The organism is Actinoplanes sp. NPDC048988, from assembly GCF_043197815.1.
GTDB lineage: Bacteria > Actinomycetota > Actinomycetes > Mycobacteriales > Micromonosporaceae > Actinoplanes.
The window spans coordinates 15,136-35,733 of sequence record NZ_JBICTW010000024.1 but is presented as its reverse complement, the minus strand read 5'-3'; the positions used below and the strand labels follow the sequence as shown (position 1 = coordinate 35,733).

At 69.9% G+C, this 20,598-nt stretch carries 18 protein-coding genes; 8 read left to right on the top strand and 10 right to left on the bottom strand.

What is annotated here, in order from left to right; all coding sequences use genetic code 11:
* The first annotated feature begins 24 nt into the window (after nucleotides 1–24).
* Nucleotides 25–1,716: an ABC transporter ATP-binding protein gene (locus ACGFJ7_RS42850; protein WP_392647874.1), complete on the top strand. Its 1,692-nt coding sequence runs from the start codon at nucleotides 25–27 to the stop codon at nucleotides 1,714–1,716.
* On the opposite strand, the gene ACGFJ7_RS42845 is transcribed toward ACGFJ7_RS42850, so the two are convergent.
* The 6 genes from ACGFJ7_RS42845 to ACGFJ7_RS42820 all read right to left on the bottom strand — a co-directional run bounded on the left by ACGFJ7_RS42845 (nucleotide 1,697) and on the right by ACGFJ7_RS42820 (nucleotide 8,057).
* Nucleotides 1,697–1,909, bottom strand: coding sequence for a helix-turn-helix transcriptional regulator (locus ACGFJ7_RS42845; protein WP_360245999.1), 213 nt, complete (start codon nucleotides 1,907–1,909; stop codon nucleotides 1,697–1,699). The genes ACGFJ7_RS42850 and ACGFJ7_RS42845 overlap by 20 nt on opposite strands.
* Nucleotides 1,909–2,385 (bottom strand): DUF2975 domain-containing protein, encoded by a 477-nt coding sequence (locus ACGFJ7_RS42840; RefSeq protein WP_360246001.1) that lies wholly within the window; start codon nucleotides 2,383–2,385, stop codon nucleotides 1,909–1,911. The genes ACGFJ7_RS42845 and ACGFJ7_RS42840 overlap by 1 nt, the downstream gene beginning before the upstream one ends.
* A 31-nt stretch (nucleotides 2,386–2,416) precedes the next feature.
* On the bottom strand, nucleotides 2,417–3,583 hold the full coding sequence (locus ACGFJ7_RS42835) for an MFS transporter (RefSeq protein ID WP_360246004.1): 1,167 nt from the start codon (nucleotides 3,581–3,583) through the stop codon (nucleotides 2,417–2,419).
* Nucleotides 3,584–3,618: 35 nt separating this feature from the next.
* Nucleotides 3,619–5,052 (bottom strand): aminotransferase class I/II-fold pyridoxal phosphate-dependent enzyme, encoded by a 1,434-nt coding sequence (locus ACGFJ7_RS42830; RefSeq protein WP_392647870.1) that lies wholly within the window; start codon nucleotides 5,050–5,052, stop codon nucleotides 3,619–3,621.
* Between the two features lie 29 nt (nucleotides 5,053–5,081).
* Nucleotides 5,082–5,969: an NAD-dependent epimerase/dehydratase family protein gene (locus ACGFJ7_RS42825; RefSeq protein WP_360246011.1), complete on the bottom strand. Its 888-nt coding sequence runs from the start codon at nucleotides 5,967–5,969 to the stop codon at nucleotides 5,082–5,084.
* A 96-nt stretch (nucleotides 5,970–6,065) separates the two neighbouring features.
* On the bottom strand, nucleotides 6,066–8,057 hold the full coding sequence (locus tag ACGFJ7_RS42820) for a glycosyl hydrolase family 28-related protein (protein ID WP_392647867.1): 1,992 nt from the start codon (nucleotides 8,055–8,057) through the stop codon (nucleotides 6,066–6,068).
* A 194-nt stretch (nucleotides 8,058–8,251) separates the two neighbouring features.
* Between ACGFJ7_RS42820 and ACGFJ7_RS42815 the strand changes: the two genes are divergently transcribed.
* Entirely contained in the window at nucleotides 8,252–9,436 is a 1,185-nt protein-coding gene (locus ACGFJ7_RS42815) for a CehA/McbA family metallohydrolase (RefSeq protein WP_360246017.1), read from the top strand.
* Between the two features lie 17 nt (nucleotides 9,437–9,453).
* A complete protein-coding gene (locus ACGFJ7_RS42810; RefSeq protein ID WP_360246020.1) occupies nucleotides 9,454–10,680 on the top strand; it encodes an HDOD domain-containing protein in 1,227 nt (408 codons plus the stop codon).
* 4 nt (nucleotides 10,681–10,684) lie between these two features.
* Here ACGFJ7_RS42810 and ACGFJ7_RS42805 read toward each other — a convergent pair whose 3' ends face one another.
* From ACGFJ7_RS42805 to ACGFJ7_RS42790, 4 genes are all read right to left on the bottom strand, one after another.
* The gene (locus tag ACGFJ7_RS42805) at nucleotides 10,685–11,842 is read right to left on the bottom strand and encodes an RNA polymerase sigma factor (RefSeq protein ID WP_392647864.1); all 1,158 of its coding nucleotides are present in this window, start codon (nucleotides 11,840–11,842) and stop codon (nucleotides 10,685–10,687) included.
* Nucleotides 11,839–12,168, bottom strand: a complete 330-nt coding sequence (locus ACGFJ7_RS42800) for a YciI family protein (protein WP_392647863.1) — start codon at nucleotides 12,166–12,168, stop codon at nucleotides 11,839–11,841. The genes ACGFJ7_RS42805 and ACGFJ7_RS42800 overlap by 4 nt, the downstream gene beginning before the upstream one ends.
* A 69-nt stretch (nucleotides 12,169–12,237) precedes the next feature.
* A complete protein-coding gene (locus tag ACGFJ7_RS42795) occupies nucleotides 12,238–13,128 on the bottom strand; it encodes a LacI family DNA-binding transcriptional regulator (protein WP_392647860.1) in 891 nt (296 codons plus the stop codon).
* Between the two features lie 73 nt (nucleotides 13,129–13,201).
* Nucleotides 13,202–14,089: a hypothetical protein gene (locus ACGFJ7_RS42790; protein ID WP_360246032.1), complete on the bottom strand. Its 888-nt coding sequence runs from the start codon at nucleotides 14,087–14,089 to the stop codon at nucleotides 13,202–13,204.
* A gap of 156 nt (nucleotides 14,090–14,245) precedes the next feature.
* On the opposite strand from ACGFJ7_RS42790, the gene ahcY reads away from it, so the two are divergent.
* The 5 genes from ahcY to ACGFJ7_RS42765 are packed head-to-tail and all read left to right on the top strand — an operon-like array spanning nucleotide 14,246 to nucleotide 20,480.
* On the top strand, nucleotides 14,246–15,706 hold the full coding sequence (gene ahcY, locus ACGFJ7_RS42785) for an adenosylhomocysteinase (protein ID WP_392647857.1): 1,461 nt from the start codon (nucleotides 14,246–14,248) through the stop codon (nucleotides 15,704–15,706).
* A 57-nt stretch (nucleotides 15,707–15,763) separates the two neighbouring features.
* On the top strand, nucleotides 15,764–17,383 hold the full coding sequence (locus ACGFJ7_RS42780) for a Na+/H+ antiporter (RefSeq protein ID WP_392647854.1): 1,620 nt from the start codon (nucleotides 15,764–15,766) through the stop codon (nucleotides 17,381–17,383).
* A 33-nt stretch (nucleotides 17,384–17,416) separates the two neighbouring features.
* On the top strand, nucleotides 17,417–18,022 hold the full coding sequence (locus tag ACGFJ7_RS42775; RefSeq protein WP_360246041.1) for a helix-turn-helix domain-containing protein: 606 nt from the start codon (nucleotides 17,417–17,419) through the stop codon (nucleotides 18,020–18,022).
* On the top strand, nucleotides 18,019–18,912 hold the full coding sequence (locus tag ACGFJ7_RS42770) for an ABC transporter ATP-binding protein (RefSeq protein ID WP_360246044.1): 894 nt from the start codon (nucleotides 18,019–18,021) through the stop codon (nucleotides 18,910–18,912). The genes ACGFJ7_RS42775 and ACGFJ7_RS42770 overlap by 4 nt, the downstream gene beginning before the upstream one ends.
* Entirely contained in the window at nucleotides 18,909–20,480 is a 1,572-nt protein-coding gene (locus tag ACGFJ7_RS42765; protein WP_392647849.1) for an ABC transporter permease, read from the top strand. Before ACGFJ7_RS42770 ends, ACGFJ7_RS42765 begins: the two co-directional genes overlap by 4 nt.
* The last annotated feature ends 118 nt before the right edge of the window (nucleotides 20,481–20,598 follow it).

Below are 20,598 nucleotides of genomic sequence, written 5' to 3'. Positions count from 1 at the left end.
AACACCTGTGTTCCACTACAGAACATGCAGATTCTCCTGCGCCTCCTTCGGCCGCACTGGCCGGTCCTCGCCCTCGGGCTGCTCCTCGGACTGATCGCCAACGCGGCCAACCTCGCCGCCCCGCTCGCCACCAAGCGGATCATCGACACGCTCGGCGACGGCGGCGCGCTGACCGGGCCGATCACGCTGCTGCTCGGGCTCGTCGTCGTGGGCGCGGTGATCGGGCTCTGGCAGTGGATCCTGATGGGCACGCTGGCCGAGCAGGTCGTGCTCGACGCGCGGGTCTCGGTCATCCAGCGCTACTTCCGGGCCCGGCTGGCCGAGCTGACCGGGCGCCCGGCCGGCGAGCTGGTCACCCGGGTCACCGCCGACCCGGGCCTGCTGCACGCGGCTTCGTCGAGCATCGTCGGCCTGATCAACGCGGGTCTCGCCTTCATCGCCACCCTGGTGCTGATGGGCACGCTCGACCTCGTGCTGCTGCTGTGCACGCTGGCCGCGGTCGTCGTGATCGGCATCGTCATGGCGACGCTGCTGCCGACGATCAGCCGGGCGCAGAAGGCGGCCCAGGACGCGGTGGGCAACCTCGGCGGCGAGCTCGAGGGAACGCTGCGGGCGATGCGGACGGTGAAGGCGAGCCGGGCCGAGTCCCGGCAGGAGGCGCGGATCGAGGCCGACGCCCAGCGGGCGGCGGCGCACAACGTGCGGGCCGCGAGGCGGGCCGCCTGGGTCTGGACGGTCGCCTGGAGCGGCATCTCCTTCTCGGTGATCGCCGTGCTGGGGGTCGGCGCGTGGCGGGCCGACGCGGGTCTGCTCGAGGTCAGCAGCCTGATCGCGTTCCTGCTGTACGCCTTCCAGCTGATGGGGCCGATCGGCGAGCTGACCCAGAACGTCACCGCCCTGCAGTCCGGCATCGCGGCCGCGCGGCGCATCAGCGAGGTCTACGCGATGGACGAGGAGACCTCGACTCCGCGCGCCTCCGCCGCCATGCCCGAAGCGCCCGTTCTGGCCATGCGCGATGTCACCCTGCGCTACGGGTCGACCGAAGCGCTCAAGACGATAAATCTGGACATTTCGTCAAGGGGGCACACAGCCGTCGTCGGACCCTCCGGCGCCGGCAAGACCTCGCTCTTCTCGCTCATACTGCGCTTCCTCGATCCCCAGGAAGGCCAGGTGCTGCTGCACGGGCGGCCATATGAAGACCTCACGCATGCCGAGATTCGGGACCAGTTGGCGTACGTCGAGCAGGAAGCCCCCGTGGTCCCGGGCACCATTCGGGAAAACCTCATGCTTGGCAATCCCGGGGTGACCGAGAGTGAGCTGTGGGACGTGCTGGAGCGGGTAAGACTCCGCGAGAAAGTCGTCAACCTGGACACTCCGATCTCGGCGACCGAGCTCAGCGGCGGGGAGCGTCAGCGGATCGCGCTGGCCCGGGCCCTGCTGCACTCCCCCGCGGTCCTGCTGCTCGACGAGGCGACGGCCCAGGTGGACGCGCTGACCGAGGCGGCGCTGCACCGGTGCGTACGGGAAAAGGCATCGGAATCCGCCGTGGTGACCATCGCGCACCGGCTGTCGACCGTGATCGACGCCGACCGGATCATCGTGATGCAGGACGGGCGGGTCCGGGCCGAGGGGACGCACGAGTCGCTGCTGGCCACCGACGAGCTCTACCGCGGCCTGATCGAGGCGCTGCGGATCGCTACTCCGGCTCCGGTATGAATTCGAGGAGGTCGCCGGGCTGACACTCGAGGACGCGGCACATCGCCTCGAGGGTGCTGAAGCGCACCGCCTTGGCCCGGCCGTTCTTGAGCACGGCGACGTTCGCCGGGGTGAGCCCGACCTTCTCGGCGAACTCGCCCACGCTCATCTTGCGTTTGGCCAGTTCGACGTCTATGCGCACCACGATGGGCATCAGATGACCGCTTCCATGTCGGTCCGCAGCGTAGTGGCCTGCCGCAGCAGCGCTCGCAGCACGGTGATGAGCAGCCCGAGCACGGTGACGCCGGTGGTGGCCAGGAACAGCAGCAGCGGCAGGCCGGGGTCCTCGGCGTTGAAGCCGACGTAGAGGAAGACGCCCACCAGCGTCACCCAGCCGGCGCCGAAGGCCCAGAGGATCACGTCGACCCAGACCAGCGACGCCGGCGTGAAGATCCGGTCTTTGCGGACCAGGGTGAGCAGCTTCCACGTCGCCACGATCACGGCCTGAACGCAGAGCACCCAGAAGATCGTGACGATCGTGGCCGGCCATCTCAGGTAAGCGCCCTCGGGAGCCTCCCGGGCCATGTGGGCGAACTGACCCGGGAGCGACACGGTCTGAAAGAAGATCAGGACCGCGAAGAGGAGGGCGAGGAAGACACGGAGGGGCGCGACGACCCGATGCGCGAACATGCATCGACTATCGCTCGTTAGCTATCGAAAATCAATAGGCAGCGGCGGGCGTCCGCGAACGAAGACCCGTCGCCCACACCCCCAGGCCCACCAGAGCCAGGACCGCGCCGAGTACGCAGGCGCCGGTCCAGCCGTAGCGGTCGTGCAGCACGCCGGTCAGGGCCGAGGCGAGCGCCCCACCCGAGAAGACGGTGGTCATGAAGACGGTGTTGATCCGGGCCCGGGCGTTCTCGCGCAGCGCGTAGATCTCGTGCTGGCTCATCACCTGGTGGGCCTGCACCGCGAAGTCGAGAAGGACGCCGGCCAGAGCAAGCACGATGACGCTGCCGTGACCCACCGCGGCCAGGATCAGCATCAGCGCCGCCAGCAGCAGGGCGCCCCCGCTGGCCGCCTTGCCGTGGCCGCGGTCGGCGAACCGGCCGGCGATCGGGGCGGCCAGCGCGCCGCCCGCGCCGATCAGCGCGAAGACCGCGATCGCGCCCTGGCTGAAGCCGTGCTCGTCGATCAGCTCGTAGCCGATCGCCGTCCAGAACGCGGTGAACGCGCCGAACAGCGTGGCCTGGCTCAGCGCGCGGCGGCGCAGCGCCGGCTCCTCGCGCACCAGCGTGCCGACCGAGCGCAGCAGCGAGCCGTAGCCGGCCGTGTGGTCGGCCGGCCGCACCGGCAGCATCCGGCGCAGCACCACGGCCAGCACCACCATCAGGACCGCCGAGATGAAGTAGATCGCCCGCCAGCCCCACACCTCGGCCACCAGGCTGGAGAACGTGCGGGCCAGCAGGATGCCGAGCAGCAGGCCGCTCATCACCTTGCCGACCAGCGCGCCGCGCTGCTCGGCCGGAGCCAGATGGGCCGCCAGCGGCACCAGGATCTGCGCCACCACCGACGTCACGCCGACCAGGACCGAGACGACCAGGAAGATTGAGTACGCCGGGGAGACCGCCGCCAGGAGCAGGGCGATCGCCGTGCCGCCGAGCATGCGGGTGGTCAGCTTCCGGTTCTCGACGAGATCGCCGAGGGGCAGCAGGAAGAGCAGCCCGACCGCGTACCCGACCTGGGTCAGCGTGACCACGACGGTGGCCGCGCCCTGACTCACGTGGAACGAGTCGGCGATCAGGTCGAGCAGCGGTTGCGAGTAGTAGAGGTTGGCCACGGTGAGACCGCAGGCCACGGCCAAAACGAAAACGAGGGAACGTCGCACGACAGTTGATCTACCCGCCGGCCACCCTGTTCGCCTCAGTGACAACCGTTACGCACGACCCGAAAACTTGCCAATTCCGGATCGGACGCGTCGGGGATTACCATGCCCGCCGCGCGCCCGGCACGCAGATACTTCACGACCGCGTCGTTGAAGCGCTCGCCCGGCAGGATCGCCGGAACGCCCGGCGGGTAGGGGCTGATCATCTCGGCCGAGATCCGGCCGGCCGGGTCGGCCACCTGCTCGGTCTCGGCGAAGTACGCGTCGCGGGGGTTCATCGCCTGGTCGAGGTCGAGCTCGTCCAGCGGCGGCACGGCGGGCGCCGGCCGGTCCGGCGCCGGTGGCTCGGCCACCAGATCCTCGAAGGCGGTGGCCAGCCGCTCCATGGCCACCTCGGAGTCGGAGTAGGTCAGCGAGCAGATCACCCGGCGCGAGTCGCCGAGCTGCAGGCTCAGGCGCCGGCGCTCCGACATCCAGTCCATGACCTGGTAGCCGGTGAGGCCGAGGCCGGAGACGTCCACCGAGAGCTTCATCGGGTCCCACTCGGCCACGGCGTCGTGCCCGATGATCGACTCGTCCATGACCGACAGCGGGGACAACTTGCCGAGCCGGGCTCGCAGGTGGTTGGTCCGGCGCAGCGCGTCGTCCAGCAGCTGGCGGCCCTCGGCCACCATCCGGCGGCGGAAACCGTCGATCGAGCCGTAGAGCAGCGCCGACGGGCTCGTGGTGGTGATCAGGTCGAGCCGCAGCCGCAGGTCGACCGGGTTGACCAGGTCGCCGCACATCAGGATCACCGAGGCCTGGCAGAGGCCGCCGTCGGCCTTGTGCAGGCTCTGCACGACGATGTCGGCGCCGGCCTGGATGGCCGCGGTGGGCAGGTCGTCGTGGAATGGGAAGTGCGCGCCCCAGGCCTCGTCGACCAGCAGCGGGACGCCGTGCTTGTGGCAGGCCCGGGCGATACCGCGGACGTCGGCGCCGGTGCCGTACTCGGTCGGTGTGATCATCAGGACGGCCGAGACGTCCGGTTCCCGCTTCAGGGCGGCGGCGACGTCGCTCGCGGTGGCCGGGTGGGCGATCTGGTTCTCGGCGTCCCAGCGCGGGCGCAGCCACACCGGCTCGGCGCCGGCCAGGATCAGCGAGGCCACCACCGACTTGTGTACGTTCCGGTCGACCAGCACCTTCCGGCCGGGCCCGGTGACGGTCAGCATCGCGGTGTGGATCGAGATGCTGGAGCCACAGGTGGTGAAGACGGCGTGGTGAGCGCCGACGGCATCGGCCAGCAGTTCCTCGGCCTCGGAGACCGCGCTCTTCGCGAAGATGACGTCGGCCTCGAAGGCGCCGCGCGACAGCACCGAGGCGGTGCGGTCGTCAATGCCCAGGCCGAGGCGGTGGCCGGGCAGGGCGAAGGAGTACTGGTCGTTGTGCCGGAACTGCTCGATGGCGTCCAGCACCGGGGTGCGCCGCTGATCCATACGGCGGCGCGTTCCCGGTTGATCACCCGTTAAACGGGGTGGGCCGCCACGAAGGACGCGATGTACTCGTCCAGGTGACGCTCGGGGCGCCAGCCCAGCTCGGCCGCCCTGGTGTTGTCGGCCTGGCCCCGGACGCGCTCGCCGCGCAGGGCGGGAACCAGCTCGTACGGCACACCGAACATCTTCGCCACCTCGAGGATGGGGCGCTCGTGGCCGGCGCCGAGCAGGTAGCCGTCGCCGCTGCCCTTCTGGGCGACCAGCACGATGCCGCGCACGATGTCGTCGATGTGGGTGAAGTCGCGGGTCTGGGTGCCCGGCGAGACCACCGGCAGCGGCTCGCCGCGCAGGTAGCGGTCCTCGAAGATGCCGATCACGGTCGCGTACTTGCCGCTGGTGATCTGGCCCGGCCCGTACACGTTGTAGAAGTAGGTGATGGCGAAGTCGAGGCCGAACCAGTCGGCGTAGTTCTTGATGTACTCGATGTTCTTCGCCTTGGTCCAGGCGTACGGGTTCAGGTTTTCGTCCTGGCCGTCGTTGCCGAACTTCGAGCTCGAGCCCGCGTAGATCAGCTTGGACCCGTTGGCCGACGCGAACTTCACGACCTCCTTGGTCCCGTGGAGGTTGAACTCCCAGGTCAGGTCGTGGTCGTCGAACGACTGCACGATGCGCGAGTACTCGCCCAGGTGAAAGACGATCTCGGGGCTGGGCAGGCCGCGACCGGCCCAGATCTTCGCGAGGTCGACCGTCGAGCCGTCGATGTAGGTCACCCGGGGGTCGTTCACGTGATTTTCCGGCACACCGGTGAAGTAATTGTCGAGCGACACGATCGCCGCCCCGGGGAAGTCGGTCAGCAGTGACTTGATCAGAGCGGAACCGACAAATCCGGCACCACCGGTGACCAGCAGCGTTTGACTCAAAACTTCCTCCGTACGACGTTCCCCGGCCGACTCGGGCGAGGCTACCAAGGAAACGCCGCCCCACCGGAATCGTCCGATGGGGCGGCATCCTTCGGGCTACCAGGTGGAGGGCGCGGGCGGCGCGACCACCGGGGGCCTGTCGTCGCAGGTGATCGTGTTGGGCAGCATCCACGGGGCCAGCCAGCCGCCGTCGTTGCCGCCGAGATCCGACAGTGCGAACTCCGACCCCTCGGGCGTGAAGTGGAACGTGCCGCAGTTGTTCACGCCGACCGCGCCCACGTTGCGGGCGTCGACGTTCTCGAACGTGGCGCCGCCGGCCACCCGGGCGCTGAGAACGCTCGTACCGGTGCCGTCGACCCTGATGTCCTTGAAGTGCAGATCGGTGATCGAGTAGAGATCCTTCACCGGCCAGTCGGCGACCAGCATGATCGCGTTGTAGGTGCTGTCCAGGAAGTGGTCGCCGGTCACCCGGATGTCGGCGTCGATGTTCCGCTCCAGCGCGTAGATCCAGATCGCGCCCAGGCCGATGTTCCAGTTCAGTTCGTACGTGCCCGCGCGCACCGTGGTGTTGTCGGTGATCCACAGGTGGCCGGTGAACGGCTCGGCCCCGAACCGGGAACCCGCGTGGATCGCGCTGCCCTCGCGGATCGGGTCGGCGACCAGATTGTTCGACACCGTGATGTCGTGGCCGCCGTAGATCGCGATGCCGTTGGCCAGCGTCGGCGTCTGCACGGTGTTGCGGTCGAACGTGTTGCCGGAGTTGGTGACCTTCTCGGCCCACATCGCCAGCGCGTCGTCGCCGGTGTTGCGGACGAAGTTGCCGCGCACCAGCGAGCGGGTGACCCCCGTGTGGAAGTTCAGCCCGTCGGCGATCTGGTCGACGATGATGTTGTTGGTGACCCTGGTGTTCGCCATCGGCCCGTCGAACCAGAGACCCACCTTGGTGTGGTGGATGTAGAGGCCGTCGATGGTCGAGTCGCTCATCGCGCCGCCGACGCCATTGACCTGGTCGGTGTCGATGCGCTCGCGGACGTCGCCCTCGATCGCGAAGCCGGACAGACGCACGTTGCGGCTGCCGCCGTCCTTGGCGTCCTTGCCGTAGAAGCCGACGCCGGTGTGCACGGATCCGTCCGGCGCCGGGGTGCTCAGCGCGACCTCGCGGCCCTTGATGATCGTGTACCAGTTGCCGGCGCCCTCGATCGTCACGTCGTCGACGACGATGTGCCGGTTGACCTGGAAGGTGCCCGGCGGCACGTACACCTTCAGTTTGGCCTTGCGGGCGAAGGCGATGGCCCGGTCGAAGGCCGGGGCGGAGTCGCGGCGCCCGGTCGGGTCGGCGCCGAAGGCGAGGACGTTCGCCGCGACGAGGCTGACCTTGGGCGGCGCGACCAACTCGGAGTCGAGCAGGTCGATGACGGTCCACGCGGCCTTGTTCGAGGCGGTGAGGCGGACCTTCTCGCCGGCCCGGACCGTCTGGCCGAGCGGGAGGCGCTGCTCGTCGTAGAAGTGCATGGGCCGGAACGGCTTGGCGATCACCGGCGCCGGGGTGGTGGCGGCCGGCACGCAGGCGCACTCGGTGATCCACCAGTCCGGGTGCAGCAGGTCGGCGTTGGGGTCGTTGGTGAACTGGTACTGGTTGTAGAGCCAGGAGTACTGCGAGGTCAGCGTCATCGCGCGGGTCAGGTTGCCGGCCTTCACGGTCAGCGGCGCGGTGATCCCGCCGCCGTTCGGCGCGTCCGGCAGGCTGTATCGCACGGTGATCGCGTTGGCCGCCCGGGGCAGCGTGAACTCGACCCACTGGCCCGGCGTGAGCCGCACGGCGGAACGGCCGGACGCCTCGGCGGGAAGCGTGTAGGCCGTGCGGTCGGGGCCGATGACGGCACCGTTCGTCCGGGCGTTCTCGGCCTCCTGCTCGTGGAAGCCGACGGCTGCGCCCCGGCCGGCGACGAGGGCGGGGTCGAGCCCGGCGCGGGTGACTTTCGGCGCCGGCGAGGCGGGAGCCGCGTAGGCCGCGCCCCCGCTGAGGACGGTTCCCAAGGCTGTGGCGGCCGCGATGGCCCAGCCGCCACGTCTCAGTTCCAGGAACATCGACGAACTCTTCTCTACAGAGGAGGGAGCTTGCCGGTGACCATAGGTCGGGTGTGACGAAGTGCACAAGATGCTGTCGTCTAATTTCGCGCTGCTGTTCGGTGTTTGCGCTCTACGAATCTCCTTCTTGCACCTTTCGACCCCTTGCGGGGGTTCAACCACGCCGGGTGCCCGGATCTTGAGAAGCTGCCTGCATGTCATCGGACGAACACCCCCATAAACACCATTTCGCCCGACGCTCTGTGCTGGCCGCCGCCGGCGGGATGCTCATGCTCGCGGCCGCACCCGGCAGTGCCCGGGCGGCCGTCGCCGGACGGCGCCGATCCCCGATCAGCCACGGCACCCGGCTCGTCGAAGCCGACCTGCACAACCACACGCTCATGTCCGACGGCCACGGCGACCCCGCGCTCGCCTTCGCCTCGATGCGCTCGGCCGGACTCGACGTGGCCGCGCTGACCGACCACTCCAAGCTCCTCGGCATCGACGGGCTCAACCACGCCGAGTGGAGCCGCACCGGGCAGCTCGCCGACAAGGCCGACGAGCCCGGCGCCTACACGGCGATCCGCGGCTTCGAGTGGTCGCACTCGGCCCTCGGCCACGTCAACGTCTGGTTCACCGACGACTACACCGAGCCCACCATGACCGGCGGCATGCGCCGGCTCTACGACTGGATCGCCAACACCTCCGGGATCTGCGGCTTCAACCACCCCGGACGGCAGTTCCTGCGCTTCGACAACTTCGCCTACCACCCGGCACTGCGCCGGCAGATGGTGAGCCTGGAGATGTTCAACAACCGCGACGACTACCTCTTCGAGGGCTGGCCGCTGCAGGGCTCACCACTGAACGCCTGCCTCAACGCGGGCTGGCGGACCGGGATCACCGGTGTCGCCGACGAGCACGGCACCGACTGGGGCTTCGACGAAGGCCGGGGGCGCACCGGCATCTGGGTCACCGAGAACACCCGGGCCGGCGTGCTCGAGGCGATGCGGCGCCGCCGCTTTTTCGCCACCCGGGTGAGCGGACTACGCCTGGACGCGCGGGCCAACGGCGTACGGATGGGAAAGCACCTGCCCCTCACCAAGGGTGACGTGAAATTCGAGCTCGACCTCGACCGGGGCCGCCACTGGGAAGGCCGGGAACTGCTGGTCCAGGTGCTACGGCCCGGCGGTCAGGTCCCCGAGGTGGCCGACGTGATCGCCGTCGAGGTCGGCCGGGTCACCCGGTTCACCGTCCCGCTCGACGCCGCCGACGGCGACTGGGTCCTGCTGCGCGTCTCCGACCCCGGACAGGAGAACGACTCCCCCGGACCGCTCGGCCATCCCTGCAACGACTGGGGCGTCGCCTACTCGAGCCCGTGGTGGCTCAAGTCGGATGAGTAGTGGCCGATAGCAGCGGTGTGACATCCACCGCCTCCTCGACCGGCACCCAGCTCGTGCACGTGGGCCGCCAGCCGATCTTCGATGAGCAGGGCGACGTGTTCGCCTACGAACTGCTCTTCCGCGGCAGCATGGAAGCGGTCGCGGCGGGACGGCAGGACACGTACGCCACCAGCACGGTCATCGTGAACGCGTTCACCGAGTTCGGCATCAACGAGGTAGCCGGCGGCCGGCTCTGCTTCATCAACCTCACCCGGGAATTCCTCACCGGGCAGCTCGCCCTCCCGTTCGGCCCGGCCCAGGTGGTGCTCGAGGTGCTGGAGACGGTGCAGATGGACGAGGAGGTCGTCGCCGGCATCACCCGGCTGGCCGAGGCCGGATACCGGATCGCGCTCGACGACTTCGTCTGGGGCTCCGGGCACGAGCAGCTGTTCGGCATCGCCTCGTACGTCAAACTCGACCTGCTCGACGGCGACCTGAGCAACCTCGACGAGGTGGTGGCCGCCTGCCGGCAACACCCCAACATCAAAATCGTGGCCGAGCGGCTGGAAACCGACGAACAGCTCGCCCTGGCCGACCGCTACGGCATGGAATTGCGTCAGGGGTACGCCCTCTCGCACCCCCAGGTGCTCACGGTGGCCAGCCTGTCACCGTCCCGCCTGCGGCGCCTCGAACTGGTGGCGGCGCTGAGCGCGCCCGACGCCGACCTCCCCCGCATCGTCTCGATCATCGCGAGCGACCCGGCCCTGTCCCTGCGCGTGCTGCGGGCGAGCAACTCGGTGGCGGCCGGCCATGCGAACCGGGTCTCATCGGTCCAGCAGGCGGTGGTGATGGTGGGCCTGCCGCACATCCGCCAGTGGGCGATGCTGATGGTGCTGGACGAGGTGGGCGGGGCGACCGAGGAGCACATGCTGGACGTGCTGACCCGGGCCCGGCTCTGCGAGAACGTGGCCCACTCGTTCGGCGCCCCGTCGGACGCGGCGTTCATGGCGGGAGTCATCACGGGGGTGGCGGGCGTGCTGGGCATGACACCGGCCGACATGGCGGAGCAGTTCCCACTGCACCCACAGGTGGCGGCGGCCCTGACCAACGGGACAGGCTCGCTGGGTCAGGTGCTGCAGGCGGTGGACGCGTACGAACACGGCGAATGCGGCCCGGCCGACGTGAACCTGGTCGGCGAGTACATGGACGCGGTGCGCTGGTCGACGAAGGCCCTGGACGCCACCAACAAGCTGGCCGCGGCCTGAGGCATCAGGGCTTACGCGGCTCGCTGTGGACGCGCTTGAGCAGGGCTCGCCGTTCCGGGCCGTCAGGCACCGCGGCCGCGGCCCGGCGGAACAGGTCTAAAGCGCGGTCCGCCTCGCCGCCGCGCTCTCGCAAGTCGGCCTCCACGGCCAGCGTATATCCCTCCGGAGCGCCGCTCACCGAGGCCAGCAGCGACAATCCGGCCGCCGGGCCGTAGGCGTAACCATGTGCCACGGCCCGATTCAGTTCGACCACCGGTGTCGGCTGCACCCGCGCCAACTCGTCGTACCACGAAGCCGCCGACCTCCAGTCGGTGCTCTCCCCCGCGTGGCAGGCCGCGATGTGCGCCTGGATCGCATATGGACCTTCCACCGGCGTACCGGACAAGATCTTCACCGCCTCGTCGATCGCCGCCCGGTCCCAGCGGGAACGGTCCTGCCGCGCGAGCGTGATCGGGTCGCCCGCCTCGTCGCGGCGGGCGGCTCGGCGGGAATGCTGCAACAGCAACAGGGCCAGCAGTCCCGCCACTTCCGGCTCGCCCGGCATCAGCGCCGTCAGCATGCGGGCCAGCCTGATCGCCTCGTCGGCGAAGGCCGGCTCGCCGTCGGCGTCGTAGCCTCGGGTGAACAGCAGGTAGAGCACGGCCAGTACGCCCGGCAAGCGTTCGCCCAGGTCGGCCGGTACGCGGTACGGGATACGGGCGGCCGCGATCTTCGACTTGGCCCGGGTGAGGCGGCGGGTCATGGTGGCCTCGGAGACCAGGAAGGCGCGGGCTATGCCGGCCGTGGGCACCCCGGCGACCGTACGCAGGGTCAGCGCCACCCGCGCCTCCAGCGACAGCGCCGGATGGCAGCACGTGAAGATGAGCCGCAGCCGGTCGTCGGACGGCGCAGAATCCCCCGAGCCCGCAAGCATCGCCATCTCCCGCAGCTTGGTCTCTTCGACCGCGGCGCGCCGCAGCACGTCGACGGCCCGGTTCCGGGCGACCGTCATGAGCCAGCCGCCCGGGTTGCCGGGCACGCCGTCGCGCGGCCATCGCTCCAGCGCGGCGGTCAGCGCGTCCTGGGCGCAGTCCTCGGCCAGGCTCCAGTTCCCCGTCACCCGGATCAGGGTCGCGACGATCCGGGCGTACGAGTCCTGGGCCGCCTCAGCTACTTCCTTCACAGGTCCGCGAAGGGGCGGAGCTCGATCCGGCCGTTGTAGGCCATCGGGTGGGCCGCCGCCACGGCGATCGCCTCGTCCAGATCAGCGCACTCCAGGATGTCGAATCCCACGATCACCTCTTTGGTCTCGGTGAACGGGCCGTCGGTGAGCAGCACCTCGCCGCCGCGGACCCGGACCGTGGTGGCGGCCGACGTGGCGCCCAGCACGCTGCCGGTGACCCGGCGGCCGGCGGCGTCGTTCTCGGCGACCCACACCTCGATGTCGGGCACCCGTGACTCGTCGGTCTCCGGCTCGGTGTCGGTGCAGACGAACATCATGTACTTCATCGCTGTCCACTCCCTCGCTGTTCGCTTGTCACCAGGGTGACGAACGGGGACACCGGCTATCGGACAGCATCAGGCGGAAATGTTCATCGGAGTTATCACCCGCACCGGGGCGGGCGTCTCCGGCAGCGGCCCGGGCAGCAGGCCGAGCTCCCGCAGGATGGCTCGGCACGCGTTCCGAAGGTCGGACCGCACATCATGATGGAGTACGGCGGACAGCTTGCCCTCGCGCAGCAGGCCGGCGTTCTCGTCGTCGAGGTCGTACGCCACGAAGACGTCGTAGCGGCGGCGTTCGGCCGCGAACGCTGCCACCACCTGGGCGTTGCCGCTGGTGGCCGAGTAGACCGCCCGCACCGACGGGTTGGCGGCCAGCGCCGGCCGCACCTCGGCGAGCGGCACGGACAGCAGCCGCCGGTTCGGTGCGCGCGACCTCATCTCGGCCCGGAAGGCGCTCTCGTCCCGGTCGCCCTCCACGAGCAGCACGTCGCCGGCCCGGTCGGCCAGCCACTGCTCGATCAGGTACGCGGCGGTCGCGCCGGACTCCCCGTGGTCGGGGCCGAAGTGCGCGATCCGTTTGCTCGAGGGCAGGTCGCGGCCGAGGGTGACGACGGGGACGCCGAGCCGGCCGACCGCCTCGGTGACCTCCGGCGTGTCGGGGGCGTCCAGGATCAGGCCCCGGGCGTGGCCGGCCCGGGCCAGGTCGCTGAGGAAGCGGGGGCGGATCAGCGGCGGCGGCTCGGCCGCGAAGGCGGCCCGGACCGGATCCGGGCGGGGGACGACCACGTCGATCGGCACGGCCGGGTGGTACGGCGGTTCCCGGCCGTCCAGGGCGGCGATGGCCTGGTGGACCCGGCGGACGGTGCTCTCACGCACCCCGCCCCGCTCGTGCAGCACCCGGTCCACGGTGGCCGGGCTCAGGCCGGCGCGCTCGGCGATCTCGCGGATCCGGTGGAGGTGCTTCACGCCGTACAGAATGAGGGGTTTTTGAGGTCTTATGGAAGGTCTTTGATGTTTGTTCCACCCCTGGCGCGACTGGTCACCGGTCAGCTTGCTCCGCAAGCAGGGCGAGCATGCGACGGTGCTCGTCGGCCATGGCGGCCAGGATGAGGTGGCGCTGGGTGGCCGGCATGTCCGGATTGTCGAGCAGGGTCTCGAGGTTGGCGCCGAGATCGGCCAGCGGCGGGCGGAGGTCGGGCCCCGGCGTGGTGACGACCTTCTCCACGACCTTCTCCACGACGATCTTCGGTATCTCGATCGTCTCGGCGGTCAACGGGGAGGAAACCGGCGGGGCGGACGGGGCGGGAGCTCCGCGGGCGCGGTCGAGCAGGCCGTTCAGGGTCGACGCCAGCTCGGCCACCTCGCGCGGGCTGCGCACCTCGGGCAGGCGCGACGCCGGGTCCGCCGGGTCGAGGTCCCGCGCCGAGGTCAGCAGGCGCTGGAACGGGCGCAGCATGTATCCCGTCGCGAACCAGACACCGGCCGCGCTGAACAGGGCCGCGAGGACCACGAGGAGAACCACGATGCGCACGTTACTGCCGTGCTGGTCGTTCAGGTCGTCCTGACTCATCAGAATCTGGAGTTGGGCGCCCGACGGCAGCGTCTCGCCGAGCGAACGCCACTGGCCGTCACCGGTTTTCACCGTCGTGTAGCCCTCGGCGACCGGCAGCGGGACGCCGGCCGACGATCCGACCTGCTTGACGAGTACGCCGTCCTTGATCAACCGGGCCACGAACGAGCCGTCCGAGGCGAGGGTCCCGGTCTTCGACGCGGTGACGCGTACCCGGTCGGCCCGGGACGAGATCTCGCGGTCGAGAGCCTCCTGATCCCGGCTGTCGATGCGCAGCACGACGAAAAACCCGGCCAGGGCCACCACGAGGGCCACCACCGCCGTGACGGCCAGGGTGAGCTGAGTGCGCAGACGCATGATCCCCTACCCTGCCAGACCGGACACGCTAGAGTATTAGAGCCCGCGTCCGAGAGGCGCTGCGACGGGCCCCCGAGCTCCTGATGGGTGGTTCGCCACGCTCGGCTCGGGTTTCTGACTCAAGGGCGCCTCCTGATGAGGGAGGAGACCCTCTTCGTGAGCGACAAGCTTCAGACCCGTAACGGCCTCGAGTTCGCGATCGCGGACATCTCACTGGCCGAGGCCGGTCGTCATCAGCTCCGCCTGGCCGAGCACGAGATGCCCGGCCTGATGTCCCTGCGCAAGGAGTTCGGCGACGCCAAGCCGCTCAGCGGCGCCCGGATCGCCGGCTCGCTGCACATGACCGTGCAGACCGCAGTCCTGATCGAGACGCTGGTCGCGCTCGGCGCCGAGGTGCGCTGGGTGTCCTGCAACATCTTCTCGACCCAGGACGAGGCGGCGGCCGCCGTCGTCGTCGGCCCGAACGGCACCGTCGACGCCCCCGCCGGCGTTCCGGTCTTCGCCTGGAAGGGCGAGACGCTGGACGAGTACTGGTGGGCCACGATGAACCTGTTCGACTTCGGCAACGGCCAGGGTCCGAACATGATCCTGGACGACGGCGGCGACGCCACCCTGCTCGTACACAAGGGTGTCGAGTTCGAGGCGGCCGGCGCGGTCCCGCAGACCACCGACGCCGACAGCCACGAGTACTCGATCATTCTCGAGACGCTCCGGTCCTCGCTGGCCACCGACGGCCAGCGGTTCACCCGGGTGGCGGCCGACATCCGCGGCGTCACCGAGGAGACCACGACCGGCGTGGCCCGGCTGTACAAGCTGGCCAAGGAGGGCACCCTGCTCTTCCCGGCGATCAACGTCAACGACGCGGTCACCAAGAGCAAGTTCGACAACAAGTACGGCATCCGCCACTCGCTCGTCGACGGCCTCAACCGGGCCACCGACGTGATGCTGGGCGGCAAGCTGGCCATCGTCTGCGGCTACGGCGACGTCGGCAAGGGCGCGGCCGAGACACTGCGCGGTCAGGGCGCTCGCGTCGTCGTCACCGAGATCGACCCGATCTGCGCGCTGCAGGCGTCGATGGACGGCATGCAGGTGGCCCGGCTCGAGGATGTCGTCGGCGAGGCGGACATCTTCATCACCACCACCGGTGGCACCGACATCATCCGGGTCGAGCACCTGCAGGCGATGAAGCACAACGCGATCGTCGGCAACGTCGGGCACTTCGACGACGAGATCGACATGGCCGGCCTGGCCAAGGTGCCGGGCATCGAGAAGGTCGAGATCAAGCCGCAGGTCCACGAGTGGCGCTTCCCGGACGGCCACTCGGTGATCGTGCTGTCCGAGGGCCGCCTGATGAACCTGGGCAACGCCACCGGCCACCCCAGCTTCGTCATGTCCAACTCGTTCACCAACCAGGTCATGGCCCAGATCGAGCTCTGGACCAAGCCGGGTGAGTACGAGAAGCAGGTCTACGTGCTCCCGAAGCACCTGGACGAGAAGGTCGCGCGGCTGCACCTGGACGCCCTCGGCGTCAAGCTGACGACCCTCAGCAAGAAGCAGGCCGAGTACCTGGGCGTCGACGTCGACGGCCCGTACAAGCCGGAGCACTACCGCTACTGATCATTGTTTTCCTGGCCGACACAGTTATCCCTGTGTCGGCCAGGAAAGATGAGAGGTGTGCACGCCGAGACCACACTCCTTCTCATCCTCGGCGGCGTCGCGCTGATCGTGGGCGTACGGCTGATCGCGGAGAAGACGGGCCTTCCGGCCGCCGCTCTTCTGACGATCGCCGGCATCACGTACGCGTTGCTGCCCGGGCCGAATCTGGAGCTCGAACCCGAGCTCGTGATGACCTATGTGATCCCGCCGCTGCTCTACAACGCGGCGCTCGATTCCTCGCTGCTCGACATCCGCCGCCACATGCGCACCGTGATCAGTCTTTCGGTGCTGTTGGTTCTGGTCACCGCCCTGCTCATCGGCTGGGGGATCGATCTGTGGGTCGGTGGCGCGACGTTGGCCGCCGGTGTCGCCCTGGGCGCCGCGGTCGCCCCGCCCGATCCGGTGGCCGCGCTCGCGGTGGGCCGCCGGGCCGGCCTGCCGGGCAAGCTGATCACACTGATCCAGGGCGAGGGCCTGCTCAACGACGCGACCGCGCTGACCATCCTCACGGTCGCCGTCGCGGCCGCCAACGGCGGTCACTTCTCCGTGCCGTCGGCGATCGGCGAGTTCTTCCTGATGGCCATCGGCGGCGTGGTCGCCGGTGTCGTGGTCGCTTTCGTGATCCGGCAACTCCGACACATCCGGCAGGACCCGCTCACCGCGAACGCGATCTCGCTGGCCACCCCGCTCGCCGCGTACATCCTGGCCGAGTCCGTCCATGTCTCCGGTGTGCTGGCCGTGGTGATCGCCGGCCTGATCATCGGGCACGACTCGCCCCGCTACAGCGGGGCGGCCAGCCGCCTGCAGACCAGCGCGGTCTGGCGGCTCGTCGACTTCCTGCTCGAGGGCATCGTCTTCCTGCTGATCGGCCAGCAACTGCCGAACGTGGTGGACGAGCTGAGCAACTACGACATGTCCACGATCATCATCGCGGTGTCGGTGACGGTCGGCGTGACGCTGATCCTGCGCCCGCTGTGGCTGATCCTCACCCAGTTGCTGCCACGCTCGCTGCACGCCCGGCTGGGCGGCGAGGACGTCGAGGGGCCGCGTAGCGAGCAGGCCCTGACCGGCCGCGAGGTGACCGCGCTGAGCTGGGCCGGAACCCGGGGCGTGATCAGTCTGGCCGCCATCTTCACCCTGCCGGAGTCGGTGCCCAACCGCGAGCTGCTGCACTTCTGCGCCTTCGTGGTGGTGCTGGTGACGTTGCTCGGCCAGGGTCTGACCTTTGCCCCGCTGGTCCGGATGCTGGGCCTGCGGGCCAACCACGCCGACGACGCCCGGGAGCGCAACGAGGCCCGGTCGGCCGCGGTGCGGGCCGCCCTGGACCGGCTCGAGGACATCCAGGAGGAGCAGCACGACCACGTCGAGGACCGGGCCATCGAGAACATGCGCAAGCAGCTGGAGATCCGGCTCGAACGCTACAGCCGGCGCCTGGACCTGCTCGAGAACGCCGACTCGGACGAGGTGCCGACCTCGCCGGAGTACGAGGCGGCACTGATGGTCAGGCGCATGGTGATCGAGTCGCAGCGCGAGGAGCTGCTGCGATGGCGGGACGCGGGCAACCTCAACGACGAGAGTCTGCGGATCTTGGAGCGGGAGCTCGACCACGAGGAGCGACTGCTGCCAGATCGACGCTAGGCACGCTACACACGTGTGCAGTAAACTACACATGTGAGTAGCGACCTGACCGCACGAGCGCGCATCCGCGACGCCGCGATCGAGCTCTTCGCCGAGCGTGGCATCGAGGCCGCCACCATCCGTGACATCGCGCAGGCGGCCGGGGTCTCCTCCGGCCTCCTGCGTCACCACTTCGGCTCCAAAGAGGGGCTACGAGACGCCTGCGACGAGTACGCGCTGAGCGAACTCCTGCGGGTCAACGCCCACTTCACCGAGTTCCAGTCGCTCGACCGGCTGACACCCAAGATCCTGCTGCTCCAGCGCTACTTCATGCGCTCGACCATGGACGGCTCGCCGTCCGGCACGGCCATGTTCGACCGGATCATCGACCACGGCCGGGAGTGGCTGGCCCAGCAGCCCGATCTCAAGGTGACCGACCCCGCGGCGTTCATCGGCCTGCTCACCGTCATGAAGATGTCGATGTTCACCATGCGCGAGCTTCTCTCCCGCGCCGTGGGCAGCGACGTCGGCTCCGTCGAGGGCTGGACGCGCGTACTGAACGCGTCTCTCGACCTTTTCTCGCAACCCCTCATCACGCCCTCGCAGGCAGATCAGGCGCGGGCCCAGCTCGACAAGATCTTCGGGGAGGCCCCATCATGAGCGACGCCATCGACGTCACCGGGCTGATCAAGCGGTTCGGCCCGGTCACCGCCCTCGACGGGCTCGACCTGCACGTGCGTACCGGCGAGGTGCACGGGTTCCTCGGCCCGAACGGGGCCGGCAAGACCACCACGATCCGCGTCCTGCTCGGCCTCATGCGGTACGACGGCGGCCACGCCCGCCTGCTCGGCGGCGACCCCTGGTCGTCCGCCACCGAACTGCACAAACGCCTCGCGTACGTGCCCGGAGATGTCACCCTCTGGCCCAACCTGACCGGCGGCGAGGTCATCGACCTGCTCGGCCGGCTGCGCGGCGGCCTCGACCCCCGGCGCCGCGCGGACCTGCTGGAACGCTTCGAACTCGACCCGCGCAAGAAGGGCCGCACCTACTCCAAGGGCAACCGGCAGAAGGTCGCCCTGGTCGCGGCGCTCGCCTCCGACGTCGAACTGCTCATCCTCGACGAACCGACCTCCGGCCTCGACCCCTTGATGGAGGAGGTCTTCAGCGAGGTGATCAAAGAGGAGAAAAGGCGCGGCGACCGTACGGTCCTGCTCTCCAGCCACATCCTGGCCGAGGTCGAGAAGTTGTGCGACCGGCTGACGATCATCCGCGACGGCCGCACCGTCGAGACCGGCACCCTGGCCGACCTGCGCCACCTCACCCGCACCACGATCCAGGCCGACCTGGCCGGACCCCCGGACGGCCTGGCCTCCCTGGCCGGCGTGCACGACTTCCAGATCGACAACGGCCGCGTACGGTTCGACGTCGACTCCGACGCCCTCTCGCCCGCCCTGCAGACGCTGGTCCAGGTCGGGGTGACCTCGCTGGTCAGCCAGCCGCCGTCGCTGGAGGAGCTGTTCCTGCGCCAGTACTCCCGGTCCGGCTCATGACCGGGACCGGCCGGCTGATCCGGCTCATCCTGCGCCGCGACCGCGTCGTCCTGCCGCTGTGGGTGATCGCCCTCGCCCTGATCCCGGCCGGCTACGCGACGTCCTTCGAAAGCCTGTTCCCGACCGCGGCCGACCGCCTCGAATACGCGACGGTCAGCGGCTCCAACGCCGGCTTCGTCGGCCTCTACGGCTTGATCAGCGGCTCCTCGCTGGGCGAGATAGTGGCCTGGCGGTCCGGCTTCATCCCGATCATGGTGGCGCTCTTCGCGGCCCTCACGGTCATCCGGCACACCCGCGCCGACGAGGAGTTCGGCCGTACGGAGCTGGTGGCGGCCGGCGCCGTCGGGCGGCACGCCCCACTCGCGGCCGCCCTGATCACGACGTGCGCGGCCAGCCTGTTGCTCGGCGCGATCCTGACCGCGGCCATGCTCGGGCAGAACCTGCCGGCCGAGGGGGCGGTGCTGTTCGGGGCCGAGTTCGCCCTCAGCGGCTGCGCCTTCGCCGCCGTCGGTGCCGTCGCCGCGCAGCTCACCGCCGGTGCGCGCGGGGCGCGGACCATCGCGGTGGTCGCGCTCGGCGCCGCGTACGCGCTGCGGGTGGCGGGGGACGTCTCGGCCGTCGGCGACGGCGCGGTCTCGTGGCTGAGCTGGCTCTCCCCCATCGGCTGGGCGACACACATCTTCCCGTGGGGCGCGAACGACTGGTGGCCGGTGCTGCTGTCGGCCCTGTTCGTGGTCCTGGCCTCGGGGTTGTCGGCGGTTCTGCTGGCCCGGCGCGACTTCGGCGGCGGCCTGCTCCCGGCCCGCCCTGGACCGGCGACGTCCGGCTTGGGCACGCCCCTGGCCCTGGCCTGGCGCCTGCACCGCGGCCTGCTGATCGGCTGGACGACCGGCTTCGCCCTGCTCGGCCTGATCTTCGGCGGCGTCGGCGGCAGCGTCGTCGACCTCGTCGAGGACAACCAGCGGGTGGGCGACATCTTCACCCGCCTCGGCGGCGCCACCAGCCTGGTCGACAACTACTTCGCCGGTACGGCCGGCATCGTCGGCCTGATCGCCTCCTGCTACGCCGTGCAGGCCGCCTTGCGCCTGCGCGACGAGGAACAGTCCGGCCACGCCGAGCCGATCCTGGCCACGGCGGTGTCCCGCTACGCCTGGGCCGGATCCCACCTGCTGTTCTGTCTCGCAGGCCCGGCCGTGGCCCTGTTCGCGGAGGGTCTGGTGGCCGGCCTGACCTACACCGACGGAGACCTCGGCGCCATCGTGGCGAGCGCCCTGATCGAGCTGCCGGCGGTCTGGGTCCTGGCCGCGGTGACCGTCCTCCTGTTCGGACTGCTCCCCCGCCTGTCGGCCGCGGCCTGGGGCGCCCCCGCCCTGTGCCTGCTGATCCTGCTGGTCGGCCAGACCGTGCGGCTCGACCAGTGGCTCCTGGACGTCTCGCCCTTCACCCACATCCCGCACCTTCCGGGCGGCGACGTCGCGGTCACCCCGCTGCTAGCGCTCCTGGCCATCGCGGCCGCCCTCACCGCGATCGGCCTGAACGGCCTCCGCCGCCGAAACATCCCCGCCTGAGCCGCCGCGGTTGAGCCGCGCCCCGCGGTTGAGCCGCGCCCCGCGGTTGAGCCGCGCCCCGCGGTTGAGCCGCGCCCCGCGGTTGAGCCGCGCCCCGCGGTTGAGCCGCGCCCCGCGG

What these genes read in the sequence shown, in the direction of transcription:
- ACGFJ7_RS42850 (WP_392647874.1), top strand. Translation starts at nt 25, where the DNA reads ATGCAGATTCTCCTGCGCCTCCTTCGGCCGCACTGGCCGGTCCTCGCC.
- ACGFJ7_RS42845 (WP_360245999.1), bottom strand. Translation starts at nt 1,909, where the DNA reads ATGCCCATCGTGGTGCGCATAGACGTCGAACTGGCCAAACGCAAGATG.
- ACGFJ7_RS42840 (WP_360246001.1), bottom strand. Translation starts at nt 2,385, where the DNA reads ATGTTCGCGCATCGGGTCGTCGCGCCCCTCCGTGTCTTCCTCGCCCTC.
- ACGFJ7_RS42830 (WP_392647870.1), bottom strand. Translation starts at nt 5,052, where the DNA reads ATGGATCAGCGGCGCACCCCGGTGCTGGACGCCATCGAGCAGTTCCGG.
- ACGFJ7_RS42820 (WP_392647867.1), bottom strand. Translation starts at nt 8,057, where the DNA reads ATGTTCCTGGAACTGAGACGTGGCGGCTGGGCCATCGCGGCCGCCACA.
- ACGFJ7_RS42815 (WP_360246017.1), top strand. Translation starts at nt 8,252, where the DNA reads ATGTCATCGGACGAACACCCCCATAAACACCATTTCGCCCGACGCTCT.
- ACGFJ7_RS42800 (WP_392647863.1), bottom strand. Translation starts at nt 12,168, where the DNA reads ATGAAGTACATGATGTTCGTCTGCACCGACACCGAGCCGGAGACCGAC.
- ACGFJ7_RS42790 (WP_360246032.1), bottom strand. Translation starts at nt 14,089, where the DNA reads ATGCGTCTGCGCACTCAGCTCACCCTGGCCGTCACGGCGGTGGTGGCC.
- ACGFJ7_RS42770 (WP_360246044.1), top strand. Translation starts at nt 18,019, where the DNA reads ATGAGCGACGCCATCGACGTCACCGGGCTGATCAAGCGGTTCGGCCCG.
- ACGFJ7_RS42765 (WP_392647849.1), top strand. Translation starts at nt 18,909, where the DNA reads ATGACCGGGACCGGCCGGCTGATCCGGCTCATCCTGCGCCGCGACCGC.